We start from the raw sequence: 13,190 nt of genomic DNA, 5'->3' as shown, positions 1-13,190 counted from the left end.
AAAACGAGAGGATCCCATGCGCCACCCCACTGCAAGGACGGCCCCTGCTATTTTGACGGCCCCTGCTATTTTGACGGCCGCCATGTTGACGGCAAGCTTCACTCTGACCGCAGTTTCGGCATCGGCCGCGCCCCGCGTATTTCCGGTCGAGGCCAAACCGGTGCTGGAAGACCGTTATCCCGCCCATGCCACGCATTGGCCCAATGGCGTTACCAGCCTGCCCGATGTCACCTATTCCACCATCCCCGGCTATCGCCCCTTGGTGGTGGACATTTACATGCCGCCCAAGGGCAAGAAGCCTGCGCCCAAGCCGCTGGTGCTCTATATCCACGGTGGTGGCTGGGTAGGCGGGCATACGCGCCATGCGGGCGCCTTGGGCAATTTCCCCGAGGCTTTGGCCCGTCTGGCCGGTGAAGGCTTTGTGGTGGCCAGTCTGGAATATCGCCTTGCCGCCGAGGCCCCCTTCCCCGCGCAGGTGCAGGATGCCCGCGCCGCGCTGCGCTTTTTGAAAGCCAATGCGGTGCGCTATGGCATTGATCCCACCCGCACCGGAATCTGGGGCGGATCGGCGGGCGGGCATCTTTCCGCGCTGACCGCCATGAGCTGCGGCGATGCCTCGCTGGACCCTGCGGGCACCAAGGCTGCGACAGGCAGCGAATGTGTGCAAGCAGCGGCGATCTGGTATGGCGTGTTCGATTTTGCCGCCTTGTCCGCTGGCCGTCCGGGCGGGCAGGATGGCGCGGCGGCCAAGCTGCTAGGCTGCGATGGCGCCTGCACGCTGGAGAAATTCGCCGCTGCCAGCCCCAATGCCTATGTCGATGCCAAGGACCCGCCCTTCCTGCTGATCCATGGCACGCAGGACAAGACGGTTCCGGTCAACCAATCCTATCTGGGCGCGGAAAAGCTGAAAGCGGCAGGCGTGCCGGTGGAAAGCATCATCATCGAAGGCGTGGACCACAGCTTTATCGGCAGCACGCCCCAACAGACGCGCGAGGCCACGCTGAAAGCCATGAACGCCACTTTTGATTTCCTGCACCAGCAGCTTGACCGCAAGGTGGCCCAATGAAGGCAATCTGGCTGACCCTGCCCATTCTGGCCGTCGCGCTGGCGGCCAGCGGGCAGGCGCAAGACACGAGTTTCCCCGCTGGCGAGGGCCAAGCGCAAGTGCAGGCCGCCTGCGCCGCCTGCCACCCGCCCGCCATCATCGCCAGCAAGCGTTATGATGCCGACAAATGGGCCGAGGTGGTGGACCAGATGATCGGCAAGGGCGCGAAAGTGTCCGACGCGGATTATGACGTGATCGTCGCCTATCTGGCGCGGACCTATGGGACGGGGAAATAGTAAGCAAGAAGCCTGCGGCACGCATTTAACCTGCCGCAGGCTCACCCCGCCGTTATTTCATCCCATGCGGCACCGGCTTCTCCCCGCCATTGATCGTCCATTTCACCGCCTCCAGCACCATGGAGCGCACGCGCGGATCATCCCAGCTGGCATCGGTATGGCCAAGACCGGTATAGAACACCCGCCCCTGCCCATAGGATTTGATCCATGCCACGGGAAAATCGCCATCGGTGCGATGCACCATGGGCGCCGTCAGATTGACGCTGCCCGTGTCGATCCGCGCCAACACATCCACCTTGTCCCGCGAATAGGGCGCCATTTTCATCTGGTAATGCTCGTCTTTGAACACCATGCCGGTCTTCAAAGCTTTCATCGCGGGAAAGTCGGGCCGCTCGACAATGATTTTGGCGTCGGTGATCATCCATGGATGGTTGTCGAACACCCCGCCGAGCATCTCGCCATATTCGGGCCAGTTGACGGCCGTGGCGGTGGCGGTGTGGATGCCGATAAAGCCCTTGCCATCCTTGGCGATATAATCGAGCAAGTCCTGCTTTTGCTGGGGCGAAAGCGTGGTATCGCCATTGGTGTAGAACAATACCGCGTCGAAATAGTCGAGATTCTTGCCCCGCGCCTGTTTCGGCCCGCCCTTGGCATAGTCGAACTTGCCCCAAGTCTCGCCCTTGGTGACCCAGTCCATGTCGGTGCGGATAAAGGTGACATAGGCCCCGCTCTCGCGCCCGATCTGCTCGATAACAGACACCGCATGGCTGACCGCCATATGCGCGGACTGGTTGCCGGTGGACAGGTCAGCGATGACCAGCAGGCGCTTCTTGCCCGCATAGACATCCTGATAACCCGGAGGCGGGGTGCGGGGCGCTCCGGCGGGCGGTGGTGGGGCTTGGCCGGAAAGCATCAGCGCCAGAGCGGCACAGGCAGCAGCGCGAAGAGCAAGTTTCATTGTCCGGCCTCCTTGGGCTTCAGGGCAAAGGCAGTGATCGTGTCCGAGGTGAGTGGGCTATCAAGGAATGTCCCCCCCGTGGCGGCGATCGCCACATATTGACGGCCATCCTTGCCCGCATAGGTCATGGGCGTGGCATGGGCGGCGGCGTCCAGCTTCACCTCCCACACCATTTTGCCGGTTGCGGTGACAAAGGCACGGAAGCGGTTGTCATCCGTGCCGCCGATAAAGGTCAACCCGCCCGCGGTAGTGATCGCTCCGCCCATGCTGGGACGACCGGTCAGTTTCTTGCCCTCGGGCGCCTCGTCCGAAATGCCCAAAGGCACCTGCCAGCGGATCTTGCCCGTGGTCATATCCACGCCCCAGAGTCGCCCCCACGGTCCCTTCTGGCACAGCAGGCGGCTATTGTCGGGCCGGAACCGCCCCGATGGCTGCCCGCGCTCAAACGGCAGAAATCCCTTGGACGGCACCAGCTTGGTCACCTGCCCCAGATCATGCGTGTTGACCACCAGCAGCTTTTGCGCGGGATCATAGGTCGCCCCGCCCCAATTGCCCCCGCCCAACAGGCCGGGGAAGCTGATCGTCACCTTGTCCAGATGGATCGGCGTATAGATTGGCCCTTCCACCATCTGGTTATCGGCAATCCATTTGGCGCAAGTGTCATGCAACTCCGGCGTCAGATCAGTAATGTCGTTCTTGATCGAAAAACTGGTGCGCCCCAGAGGCGGCGTTACCAGCGGGAAAGGCTGCGTGGGCGAGGCTTTCTCGCCCGGCACATCGCTCGCGGGCACTTTGCGTTCGGCAATGGGCAAGATCGGCTTGCCCGTTTCGCGGTTAAGAACGAAAAGTAACGCAGATTTGGAAATCACCGCCACGGCAGGCACGGGTTTGCCCTTCACCTGCGCGTCAAACAGCAAGGGAGCAGCCTCCAGATCGCCGTCCCAGATATCGTGATGCACGACTTGGAAATGCCAGAGATATTTTCCGGTCTTGGCATCGGCCGCCACCAGCGAGGTACCAAACAGATTGTCGCCCGCACGGTCGCCGCCATAGCGGTCAAAGGTCGGCGCGCCGAAAGGCATATAAACGATGCCACGCTTTTCATCGAGGCTGAGGAAGCCCCATGCATTGACCCCGCTGCGCCCTTCCGCGCTGCCCGGTGCCCATGTGTCATAGCCCTTCTCGCCCTTGCGCGGCACGGAATGGAAAGTCCACACCAAATGGCCATCGCGCGCATCCCAAGCGCGAACATCCCCCGCCGCACCCTTGGCGGGGAATTCCTGCACCGCACTGCCGGTGATGATCAGATTGCCATAAACAATCGGCGGGCTGGTCATGCCATAGAACCGCGCCTCCCCGCCGTTGAGGATTTCAGGCGTTTTCATCTCCACCACGCCATGGTCGCCAAAACCTTCGGCAAAGGCGCCGATTGCGGCATCCAGCGCAATGAGGCGGCCATCGCGCGTGCCAAACACGATGCGAGGGGGCGTTTGCGCGTCCCCTGCCCAATATTCCACCCCGCGCAACGATGGCTGGCCGGGGCCTGGAATGGTGGTGGCCCATAATTCGGCCCCCGTATCGGGGTTGAGCGCGACCACGCGGCCATAGGGCGTGGAGACGAACATCCGCCCGCCCACCACCAAGGGCGTCACTTCGGAACCGGCAAAGCGGCTGCGTCGCGCGCGTTGTCCGTTAAAGGGGCCGGTGGGGGCGCCACCTGCGGTGATGTCGGGCGTGGCGGCAGCGGGGGGAAGCCCCTCGGCGCGGCGTTGGGCATCGGCATTGGCGTCTGCGGTGTTGACCGGCGTGGCGGGGCGCATGTGATAGACCCAGGCGGGCGCCAGTTGGCCTGCATTGGCGGGCGTGATTTCCTTCAGAGGCGAGTGCCGCTGGGCGCCCTTGTCATGGCCATAGGTGGCCCAATCGCCATCGCCCGCCGTCACTTGCCCGATGGCAGCGCTGGACAACAAGCCCGCAGCCAATCCTGCGAATCCCAGTCGCATCTCTCTCTCCTTGATTATGGTTTATGAACTGGTTCGTACATGTTGCTTTTCTTTGCAAGCGCTTTCGATTATGCCGGTGTCAAACAAGGGAGAGACACGCTGATGGGCGGCACAATTCTGGTTCTGAACGGACCCAATCTCAATCTGCTGGGCGAGCGCGAGCCGCATATTTATGGCCATGAAACCCTGGCCGATGTGCAAGCCATGTGCGAGGCCGAGGTCGCAGGCAGCGATTACGCCATCGACTTTCGACAAACCAATGCGGAACATGAAGCGGTGGAATGGATACAGGCCGCACGCAAGGGCCACGCAGGGATTGTGTTCAACCCCGCCGCCTTCACCTATGCCGCCTATCCCATTCTGGACGCGATCAAAATGGTCGATTGTCCCGTGGTCGAAGTGCATATCAGCAACATCCACCGCCGCGAGGCAGAATGGCGCAGTCATTCGATCATGACCCAAGTGGTGACCGGCATTGTTTCGGGCCTTGGCGTGCATGGCTATCCTCTGGGCGTGCGCCATGTGATGTGGCTGCGGGAGCGCGCGAAATGAAGCCAACGCGCCAACGCCTTGTCATCCTCGCGCTGATCTCCACCGCCACACTGATCAACTATCTCGACCGTTCGGTGATGGGCGTGGCCAAGCCGGAGCTGGTGAAGGAACTGCATATCAGCCCCGAAGTGATGGGCCTGATCTTCTCTGCCTTTTCATGGACCTATGCCCTTGCTCAGATCCCCGGCGGCTATGTGCTGGACCGGCTGGGCACGCGTATCACCTATGCGCTGTCGCTGGGCCTGTGGTCGGCGATGACCGCGCTGCACGGGCTGATGACCGGCGTGGCGGGGCTGGTTTCCGCCCGCCTTGCGCTGGGCCTGGCCGAAGCGCCCTGCTTCCCCGCCAACAGCCGTGTGCTGTCCACATGGTTCCCGCAAAACGAGCGCGCCAAGGCCACCGGCGTTTACACCGTGGGCGAATATATCGGGCTGGGCCTGCTGATCCCCGTGCTGGGCTGGCTGATGGCGCATTATGGCTGGCGCTCGCTGTTCCTGATTGTGGGCGTAATCGGCGTGGCTTTCGCTTTCCTGTTTTATCGCCTTTATCGCGAACCGCAGGATAGCGCCGCCAATCAGGCCGAGATTGACCTGATCGCGGCAGGCGGCGGCTTTTCGGGCGGCACAAAACCGATGGATTTCAGCTGGGCCAATGTGCGTCGCCTGATCTCCACCCGCCAGATTGCGGGCGCGTCGATGGGGCAGTTTTGCTCGAACTCCACTCTGGTGTTCTTCCTGACTTGGTTCCCGTCCTATCTGGCTGACGAAAGGGGCATGAGCTTTATCAAGTCGGGCTGGCTGGTCTCGCTGCCCTATATTGGCGCGGCGCTGGGCGTAATGCTGGGCGGGATCGTGTCGGACTGGCTGATTCGCGTGACAGGCTCGCCCACCATCGGGCGCAAGGCGCCGATCATCACCGGCCTGTTGATGTGCGCCAGCATGGTTTCGGCCAATTATCTCGACAGCAACAATGCCGTTATCGCGGTGATGAGTCTGGCCTTTTTTGGCCAAGGGCTGGCCGGTTTGGGCTGGACGCTTTTGTCCGATGTCGCGCCCAAGGAGATGATGGGACTGACCGCTGGACTCTTCAACTTTTTCACCAATTTGGCTGGCATCATCACGCCTTTGGTGGTCGGCTTTGTAGTGGGCGCCACAGGCAGTTTCTATGGTGCGCTGGCCTATATCGGCCTGCTGGGGCTGATCGGCACTTTGGCCTATCTGGTCGTGCTGGGACCTGTTGCACGCGTGCAACTAGACTGACCTTTTTATGGGCGCGTCGCTTGGCAATTGACGCGCCCGAATCTTGTATGTACCAGTTAGTTCATAAACAAGACGGCCAAGAAGCCATCACATCCCTTGGGAGGGGCAAATAATGAACATGAAGCTGCGCCTTGTTGCGCAAACCTCGATTGTCGCCGTGGCTCTGGGCTGCGCAGGCGCTGCGAACGCGCGACAGGCATCTGCCGAAGCCAAGCAGGACGCCGAAATCATCGTCACCGGTTCCAGCATCAAGGGCGTGGCCCCTGTCGGCTCCAACCTTGTCACTGTCACCCGCGCCGATCTGGAATCGACCGGCGCGCAAACCGTGCAGCAGGTGCTCAAGACCGTGCCTTCCGTGGTGGGCCTGCAAAGCGCAGGGCAAGGCGCCTTCGGTTCGGCTGACGGTTCGGGCACCAATGCCCCCACCATCCACGGCCTTGGTGCTTCGGCTTCCAACTCCACGCTTGTGCTGATCAATGGCCACCGCCTGCCCACCAGCGGCATCAACCACGTGCTGGCCGACCCCAATATTCTGGCCCCGATGGCGCTGGAACGTGTCGAAGTGCTGGCGGACGGCGCTTCCTCGGTTTACGGTTCGGACGCTGTGGCCGGCGTGATCAACTTCATCACGCGCAAGAAGATCAACGGCTTTGAAGCAAACGTGCAAAAAGGTTTCGCCAGCGGTTACAACACGCTGACCGCAGGCCTGCTCTGGGGCCAGACCTATGATACGGGCAGCGTGATGCTGTCCTATAACTATTCGGACCGCTCCAACCTCGCCGCATCCTCGCGCTCCTATGCCAGCAGCGCCGATCTGCGCAGCCGTGGCGGAACCAATTTTACGCCCACACGTTGCAACAACATCGTCACCGCCACCGGTTGCGATCCTGTGAAATACTGGGACCTGCTGCCTTCGGAAAAGCGCCACAATGTCTATGCGCAGGTCACCAAGGAAGTGGGCGACAAGCTGCATCTCTATGGCGATTTCATCTTCTCGAGCCGCCGCAATGTCCAGCGCGTGACCCGCGGCAGCGCCAGCGGCACGGTGTTCGGAACCGGCTCCACCCCCACCACGGGTCGTTCGATCAACCCCTTTGCTCCGGCGGCAACTGCGGGCACCACGGTCAACTGGAACGCCGATGAAATGTTCGGCCCCGGCGCCTCGATCACCGGCACCGCCGAAGACATCTCGCTGCGTTTCGACGCCATCTATGACCTCAGCTCGAAATGGCAGGTCAATCTGGGCGGCGTCTATGGTGTGGACACCTCCACGCAGGTCAACATTGGCCAGCTCAACGCCTCGGTGTTCAACCTTGCGTTGAATGGCTTTACCTCGGCGGCGATCAATGGTGTTTCGCAATCGGTGTCGCAGACGCTGACCACGGCCAACGCCATCGACCTGTGGGGCAACGGCACCTCCGCCGCGACCAAGGCCGCGCTGGTGGACAACCGCCAATTCCAATATGCCCGCCAATTGCTGCGCAATGGCTATCTCAAAGTGTCGGGCGATTTGTTCGAACTGCCCGCTGGCCCCGCCAAAATCGCCGTTGGCGGCGAGCTGATGGGCTATGAGATGGACCAGTATAACATCCGCGCCAACAATCTAGGCATCGCCAGCCAGAGCTCGCAGGCCTTCAACACGCGCTATATCCGCAATGTGCAATCGGCCTATGCCGAACTCTATGTGCCGATCCTGAAGGACAGTTTCGTCAAGCTGCTCGACCTCAACATTTCGGGCCGTCATGACCATTACAGCGATTTCGGCAGCACCACCAATCCCAAGCTGGCGATGAATTTCGAGCCGGTGCGCGGCATCAAGTTCCGCGCCAACTGGGCCAAGAGCTTTGTGGCCCCTGCACTGACCTCGATCGGCTCGAATGGCACGGGTCTGACCGGTGAATCGGGCTATTCGGGCATCATCCCCTCGGGTATCCCTGGTGGCTCGCCCACGATCTCGATTGCCAACTTCCCGCTGATCACCTCGGTGCCCGGCGTCACCTGCTCGGCCACGGCCTGCACGCTGGGTGCCAGCAGCAATGGCGTGCTGGTTACCGGCGGTAACGCCAATCTGAAGCCGCAAAAGGGTACTGCATGGAGTCTGGGCGTGGACTTTACGCCGGTGCAGGTGCCCGGCCTGCGCGTGAGCGTGACCTATTGGAAGAACCAGCTGCGCGGCGGCATCACCGCACCGCAGGCCCCGCTGGCGCTGGGCTCGGCTGACCTGTCCTATCTGCTGCAACTCTATCCGACCGGCGCCACCTCGGCGCAGATCGCCGCGCTGGGGGCAGGCCTGCCGCAGACGGGCGTCATCAACAGCCCCGTCTATTTCAGCTATAATTTCCAGCAGCAGAACGCGCTCAACCTGAATGTGGCGGGTCTGGACGTAGCGGCCAATTACCGCTTCGATACTGAACTTGGCCGCTTCAATCTGGGCGCATCCTTCACCCGCAAGCTGAAGTTCGAACAATTCTTTGGCACCAACGGCACCAAGTTCAGCGTGCTAGGCACCTCGGGCTTCAATACCACCTTCCCCAGCGTGAAGATGGAAGGCCGCGCCAATATCGGTTATGACAAGGGCCCGCTCAACGCCGACATCTTCGTCAACTATCTGGGCAGCTACAAGTTCTGGGGCGCTTCGGTGGTCAATCCGCTGATCCGCACCAATGGCGTGCCCACCGGCGGCGGCGACACGGTGAAGGCCTTTACCACGGTGGACCTGCATCTGGCCTATACGTTCAAGGATCTAGGCGTGGCCAAGGAAGCGCAGGTCTATGTGGACGTGAGCAACCTGCTGGATCAGGCACCGCCCTTTGTGAACACCTACACCGTCAATGGCGCGGTGGGCTATGACGGGTTGAACGCCAATCCGCTGGGCCGCGTGATCAACATTGGCGTGCGTTCCAAGTTCTAAGATCCTCCCTGACTCGTCCCGGGCCATCAAAAGCCCGGGACGACCTTTTTGATAGGACATTCCATGATCGATCCCACCCCATCCCTTTCCGCGATGGTGGGCGTCGGCAAGGGCAAGGTTCTGGCAGGTCTGCTGGGACGCGGCATTGTGGAAAGCCGCAGCCCCTTCATGCACGAATGCGAGGCACAGGCGCAGGGCTTGCGCATGGTCTATTCGCTGCTGGATTTTTCCGACCGTGGCTGGGCCGATGATGATCTGGCCCGCGTGCTGGACAGCGTACAGCTGGTCGGCTTTGCCGGTGTCAATGTCACCTTCCCGTTCAAACAGGCCGTGCTGCCGCTGCTCGATGAACTTTCACCACAGGCCGCCGCAATTGGCGCGGTGAACACGATCGCTTTCCGTGACGGCAAGCGCTTTGGCTACAACACCGATGTCACAGGCTTTGGCCATGCCTTTGCGCATAAGATGGCGGGCGAGGCGATGGGTCGCGTGTTGCAACTGGGCTGTGGCGGGGCGGGTTCCGCCACGGCCCATGCGCTGCTTTCCATGATTGGCGTGGGCCATCTGGCGATTACCGACACCGATCCGGCTCGCGCGCAGGCTTTGCATCACCAACTGGCGGCCGTCTATGGCGCAGATCGCGTCAGCATGGCCGAAGATGCCATGCAGGCCGCAGCGCAGGCGGATGGCATCGTCAATGCCACCCCCATCGGCATGGCCAAATTCCCGGGCATGCCGATAGCCGCAGATGCCTTGCAACCGCGCCATTGGGTTTCGGAAATCATCTATTTCCCGCTGGAAACCGCCCTGTTGCAAAGCGCCCGCGCGCTGGGTTGCCGCACCATGACCGGACGCGGCATGGCCGTGGGGCAAGCGGTGGACGCCTTTGCCATTTTCACCGGCCTGACGCCCGATCGCCAGCGCATGTGGGACAGTTTCGCCCGTTTTGCCGAGGCCCAGCAGGGCTAAGCCCCACGCATAGCCTATCACGCGATCCACCGGCTCCCTGTCGGAAAGGATCGCGGACATACCCCTGAGGAGAGATGCCATGAAGAACTTTGCCAAGGCCATACGCCTGCCTGTTGCCTGCCTGTCCGCGCTGCTTGTTTCCGGCGCCTTGCAGGCCGCCGACAAATCCATGCAGCCCATCGCCTCCGATCCGGTCAGCACCAGCGGCGGCCGAGTAGCGGGCACCACTTTGGCCTCGGGCGTCAAGGCCTATCTGGGCGTGCCCTTTGCGCAAGCGCCCACCGGAGACCTTCGCTGGGCCCCTCCCAGCCCCGCGCAATGGGGCGGCATTTTCAACGCTGATCGCAAAGGCCCCGCCTGCATTCAGGTGCTGCGCCCGCATGACATCAACCATTATTTCGGCGAGGAAGCCACCGGCGAGGATTGCCTGACGCTCAACCTCTGGGCGCCCGCAGGCGCGAAAGCGGGCGACAAGAAGCCGGTGATCGTCTTCATCTATGGCGGCGGTTTCACCATCGGTTCGTCGGGCATGGCCAATTATGATGGCGAGGCCATGGCCAGATCGGGCGCGGTCTTTGTCAATTTCAACTATCGCGTGGGGGCCTTGGGCTTTCTGGCCCATCCCGAATTGACCAAAGAGCAGGGCGGCGCTTCGGGCAATTACGGGTTGATGGACCAGACCCTGGCCCTGAAATGGGTGCGCGAGAATATCGAACGCTTTGGCGGCGATCCGGACAAGGTGGTGATCATGGGCCAGTCTGCCGGTGCAGGATCGGTAGCGGCGCAAGTGCTCAGCCCTGCCGCTCGTGGCCTGTTCCGCGCGGCGGTGATGTCGTCGGGTTGCAACCTGCGCGCGCCCAAGGCGACTTTGGCCGATGCCGAAAAGATCGGTCTGGCTTTTCAGGAAAAACTGGGCGCGCATAATCTGGCCGAGATGAGGGCCATGGCGGCAGACCGCATTCTGGCCACGCAATCGGAAACGCAATTGGGCCTGTCGGTGGCGGGCGTGCGGATTAACGGGCCGATTGTCGATGGCCGCGTATTGCCGCGTCAGGCGGCCGAAGCGGTGGCAGCAGGCGATTTTGCCAAGGTGCCGTTGGTGGCCTCGTTCAACGAGGATGACATGGCCTTTGGCTTTGAAGCGTTAACCAGTGCCAAGACCGTGGCCGAATATCAGGCAGGCGCGGAAAAGCTGTTTGGCGCCGATGCGCCCGCTTTCCTCAAGCTTTATCCGGTCAAAAGCGATGCCGATATACGCGCCACCGCCCGCCGGGCGGCGCAGGATGCCAATCTGGCCGCTGGCGCCCGCAATTGCGCCTTGGACACCGCCCCGCATGGGGTGAGCACTTTCATCGATGAATATGCCCGCCGCCATCCCTATATCCCCGGCGTCAAACTCGCCGATCAGGATACGGCTACGGTGGGCGCCTATCACACCGCCGACATACCCTATTGGTTCGGCACACAAGACGCCTACAATTGGCAAAAGCCCACCCGCGAATGGACGCCATGGGACCGGCAATTGTCCAAGCAAATGATGGAAGCGCTGATCGCGCTGGCCAACACCGGATCACCCGATACGCCGGCCATGCCCTGGAAGCCGTGGAGCGCCAAGAATGACACTTTGCTATGGCTGGGCGACAAGGCCGAAGTGGTGAAGTTGAATGCGGCGGGTCAGACATGGTTGGCCAGCCATCGTCCCGCCGCCTCGGCGCAGCCGCCGCGTTTGTCGCGTCCGCGCGATTGATCATGGGAAAGGTGGAGCGGGACGCAGCCTCGATCTGACGCAGGTCAGCGATTACCCCAAGCTCGTGTAGAGGGGCGTTATCGTTCGGATGGCGGGGCGCACCTATCGGGATTTTGGCGGCAAACCGGTCTATCCGTTTGGCTATGGGCAGAGTTTTACCAGCTTTGCCTATACGCCATTGACGGTCAGCCTTGTCGGTTCGGGGCAGCCCGAGACGGGCGTGCCGACAAGCGGTGGCGCGTTCGACATCGCTACAAGTTTCCCTGTACCTGAATAGGCGCCGGTCGATGGAACCATAGGCAACGCCTATAGTTTGGATAGAAAATCACTATTTTACGACATCCCTCCGCCGCGATAGGGAGGTGCCCAGAGCATAAAACGGGAGTTGGGGATGACTTTGGCCATTACGCGCAGGACCTTTACCTCGGGCTTGGGCGCAATCTTGGCAGGGGGCGCCATGGGCGGCGGAGCTTTGGCCAAACAGCCGCTGCTGGCGCGGGTCATCCTTGACAATGATTTTGCGGGCGATCCGGACGGGCTGTTCCAATTGGCGCATCATGTCCTGTCGCGTGCGGTGAGCATTCCTCTCATCATCGGTTCGCATCTGCCCGCTGGATTTTCCAGCGGCCATGACGCACGCGATTCCGCCGATCGGGCGCGTGAGGTGCTGAGCCTGATGAAACTGGACAATCGTCATCAGCCAATGGCCGGTGCCGAGGCGCCGATCCCTTCGCGTCATGGATGGCAGCCCAGCCTTGCCAGCGCGGCCATCGTGCGCGAGGCCATGCGCGAGGATGTGACCGAGCCGCTGATCTATGCCGCAGGCGCGGGACTCACCGATCTGGCGCTGGCATGGCTCAGCGAGCCAAGGATCGGCAAGCGGATCAAGCTAGTGTGGATTGGCGGCAACACCCATGCCGGTCTGGGCAACCCCGGTTCGCATGCCGACGAGCCGGAGTTCAACTTCTCGATCGATCCGCTGGCCGCGCAGATCCTGTTCAATGAGTCCGACATGGAAATCTGGCAAGTGCCCTCCAGCGCCTATAGCCAGATGCTCTTTTCCACCGCCGATCTGGAAGAACTGGCCGCCAGCGGTCCCTTGGGTGCCTATCTGAACAACCGAGTTGCGGCCATGGCCGAGATGATTGCCCATATTCCAGGCTTGCGCCAACCGCCCATGTCCGATGCCTATGTGCTGGGCGACAGTCCTTTGGTGACTTTGACCACGCTCTTGCCGCCGATGCAGCCTGATACGACCTCATGCCGCCATGTGCTGATGCCCACGCCGCAGCTCTTGGCCGATGGCAGCTATCAACCGCGCAAGGGCGGGCGGCCGATGCGCGTCTACACCCAAATCGACAGCACGCTGACTTTCCGCGACATGCAGGCCCGTTTCCGCCTGCATCAACTGGGCAAATTATAGGCCCCCGCAACGCGCCGCGTTCGAGGG

11 protein-coding genes are annotated in these 13,190 nt (G+C 61.8%); 9 read left to right on the top strand and 2 right to left on the bottom strand.

Annotated elements, in window-relative coordinates:
* Positions 1-52: 52 nt before the first annotated feature.
* Both EOE18_RS07315 and EOE18_RS07310 read left to right on the top strand, forming a co-directional pair.
* Positions 53-1,066 carry an alpha/beta hydrolase gene (locus EOE18_RS07315; protein WP_246027311.1) on the top strand — a complete coding sequence of 338 codons (1,014 nt, stop codon included), beginning with the start codon at positions 53-55 and terminating at the stop codon, positions 1,064-1,066.
* On the top strand, positions 1,063-1,341 hold the full coding sequence (locus tag EOE18_RS07310) for a hypothetical protein (RefSeq protein ID WP_127707756.1): 279 nt from the start codon (positions 1,063-1,065) through the stop codon (positions 1,339-1,341). The genes EOE18_RS07315 and EOE18_RS07310 overlap by 4 nt, the downstream gene beginning before the upstream one ends.
* Before the next feature lie 52 nt (positions 1,342-1,393).
* Here the strand turns inward: EOE18_RS07310 and EOE18_RS07305 are convergent, their stop codons facing one another.
* Together EOE18_RS07305 and EOE18_RS07300 are read right to left on the bottom strand one after the other, a co-directional pair.
* Positions 1,394-2,299, bottom strand: coding sequence for a ThuA domain-containing protein (locus EOE18_RS07305; protein ID WP_127707754.1), 906 nt, complete (start codon positions 2,297-2,299; stop codon positions 1,394-1,396).
* Positions 2,296-4,302, bottom strand: coding sequence for a pyrroloquinoline quinone-dependent dehydrogenase (locus EOE18_RS07300; RefSeq protein ID WP_127707752.1), 2,007 nt, complete (start codon positions 4,300-4,302; stop codon positions 2,296-2,298). The genes EOE18_RS07305 and EOE18_RS07300 overlap by 4 nt, the downstream gene beginning before the upstream one ends.
* 102 nt (positions 4,303-4,404) lie before the next feature.
* On the opposite strand from EOE18_RS07300, the gene EOE18_RS07295 reads away from it, so the two are divergent.
* From EOE18_RS07295 to EOE18_RS07265, 7 genes are all read left to right on the top strand, one after another.
* Complete coding sequence (locus tag EOE18_RS07295) at positions 4,405-4,854, top strand: type II 3-dehydroquinate dehydratase (RefSeq protein WP_127707750.1); 450 nt, start codon at positions 4,405-4,407, stop codon at positions 4,852-4,854.
* On the top strand, positions 4,851-6,113 hold the full coding sequence (locus EOE18_RS07290) for an MFS transporter (RefSeq protein WP_127707748.1): 1,263 nt from the start codon (positions 4,851-4,853) through the stop codon (positions 6,111-6,113). The genes EOE18_RS07295 and EOE18_RS07290 overlap by 4 nt, the downstream gene beginning before the upstream one ends.
* Positions 6,114-6,225: 112 nt before the next feature.
* Positions 6,226-9,024 carry a TonB-dependent receptor plug domain-containing protein gene (locus EOE18_RS07285; protein ID WP_127707746.1) on the top strand — a complete coding sequence of 933 codons (2,799 nt, stop codon included), beginning with the start codon at positions 6,226-6,228 and terminating at the stop codon, positions 9,022-9,024.
* Positions 9,025-9,087: 63 nt separating this feature from the next.
* Positions 9,088-9,993 (top strand): shikimate dehydrogenase, encoded by a 906-nt coding sequence (locus tag EOE18_RS07280; protein ID WP_246027310.1) that lies wholly within the window; start codon positions 9,088-9,090, stop codon positions 9,991-9,993.
* Between the two features lie 79 nt (positions 9,994-10,072).
* Complete coding sequence (locus EOE18_RS07275; protein ID WP_127707744.1) at positions 10,073-11,740, top strand: carboxylesterase/lipase family protein; 1,668 nt, start codon at positions 10,073-10,075, stop codon at positions 11,738-11,740.
* Positions 11,741-11,828: 88 nt separating this feature from the next.
* The gene (locus tag EOE18_RS07270) at positions 11,829-12,017 is read left to right on the top strand and encodes a hypothetical protein (RefSeq protein ID WP_127707742.1); all 189 of its coding nucleotides are present in this window, start codon (positions 11,829-11,831) and stop codon (positions 12,015-12,017) included.
* 114 nt (positions 12,018-12,131) lie between these two features.
* Complete coding sequence (locus EOE18_RS07265) at positions 12,132-13,163, top strand: nucleoside hydrolase (protein ID WP_127707740.1); 1,032 nt, start codon at positions 12,132-12,134, stop codon at positions 13,161-13,163.
* The last annotated feature ends 27 nt before the right edge of the window (positions 13,164-13,190 follow it).

The organism is Novosphingobium umbonatum, assembly GCF_004005905.1.
Taxonomy (GTDB): Bacteria; Pseudomonadota; Alphaproteobacteria; order Sphingomonadales; family Sphingomonadaceae; genus Novosphingobium; species Novosphingobium umbonatum.
This window is presented reverse-complemented; position numbering and strand designations above follow the sequence as displayed.

What these genes read in the sequence shown, in the direction of transcription:
- EOE18_RS07310 (WP_127707756.1), top strand. Translation starts at nt 1,063, where the DNA reads ATGAAGGCAATCTGGCTGACCCTGCCCATTCTGGCCGTCGCGCTGGCG.
- EOE18_RS07305 (WP_127707754.1), bottom strand. Translation starts at nt 2,299, where the DNA reads ATGAAACTTGCTCTTCGCGCTGCTGCCTGTGCCGCTCTGGCGCTGATG.
- EOE18_RS07300 (WP_127707752.1), bottom strand. Translation starts at nt 4,302, where the DNA reads ATGCGACTGGGATTCGCAGGATTGGCTGCGGGCTTGTTGTCCAGCGCT.
- EOE18_RS07295 (WP_127707750.1), top strand. Translation starts at nt 4,405, where the DNA reads ATGGGCGGCACAATTCTGGTTCTGAACGGACCCAATCTCAATCTGCTG.
- EOE18_RS07290 (WP_127707748.1), top strand. Translation starts at nt 4,851, where the DNA reads ATGAAGCCAACGCGCCAACGCCTTGTCATCCTCGCGCTGATCTCCACC.
- EOE18_RS07285 (WP_127707746.1), top strand. Translation starts at nt 6,226, where the DNA reads ATGAACATGAAGCTGCGCCTTGTTGCGCAAACCTCGATTGTCGCCGTG.
- EOE18_RS07280 (WP_246027310.1), top strand. Translation starts at nt 9,088, where the DNA reads ATGATCGATCCCACCCCATCCCTTTCCGCGATGGTGGGCGTCGGCAAG.
- EOE18_RS07275 (WP_127707744.1), top strand. Translation starts at nt 10,073, where the DNA reads ATGAAGAACTTTGCCAAGGCCATACGCCTGCCTGTTGCCTGCCTGTCC.
- EOE18_RS07270 (WP_127707742.1), top strand. Translation starts at nt 11,829, where the DNA reads ATGGCGGGGCGCACCTATCGGGATTTTGGCGGCAAACCGGTCTATCCG.
- EOE18_RS07265 (WP_127707740.1), top strand. Translation starts at nt 12,132, where the DNA reads ATGACTTTGGCCATTACGCGCAGGACCTTTACCTCGGGCTTGGGCGCA.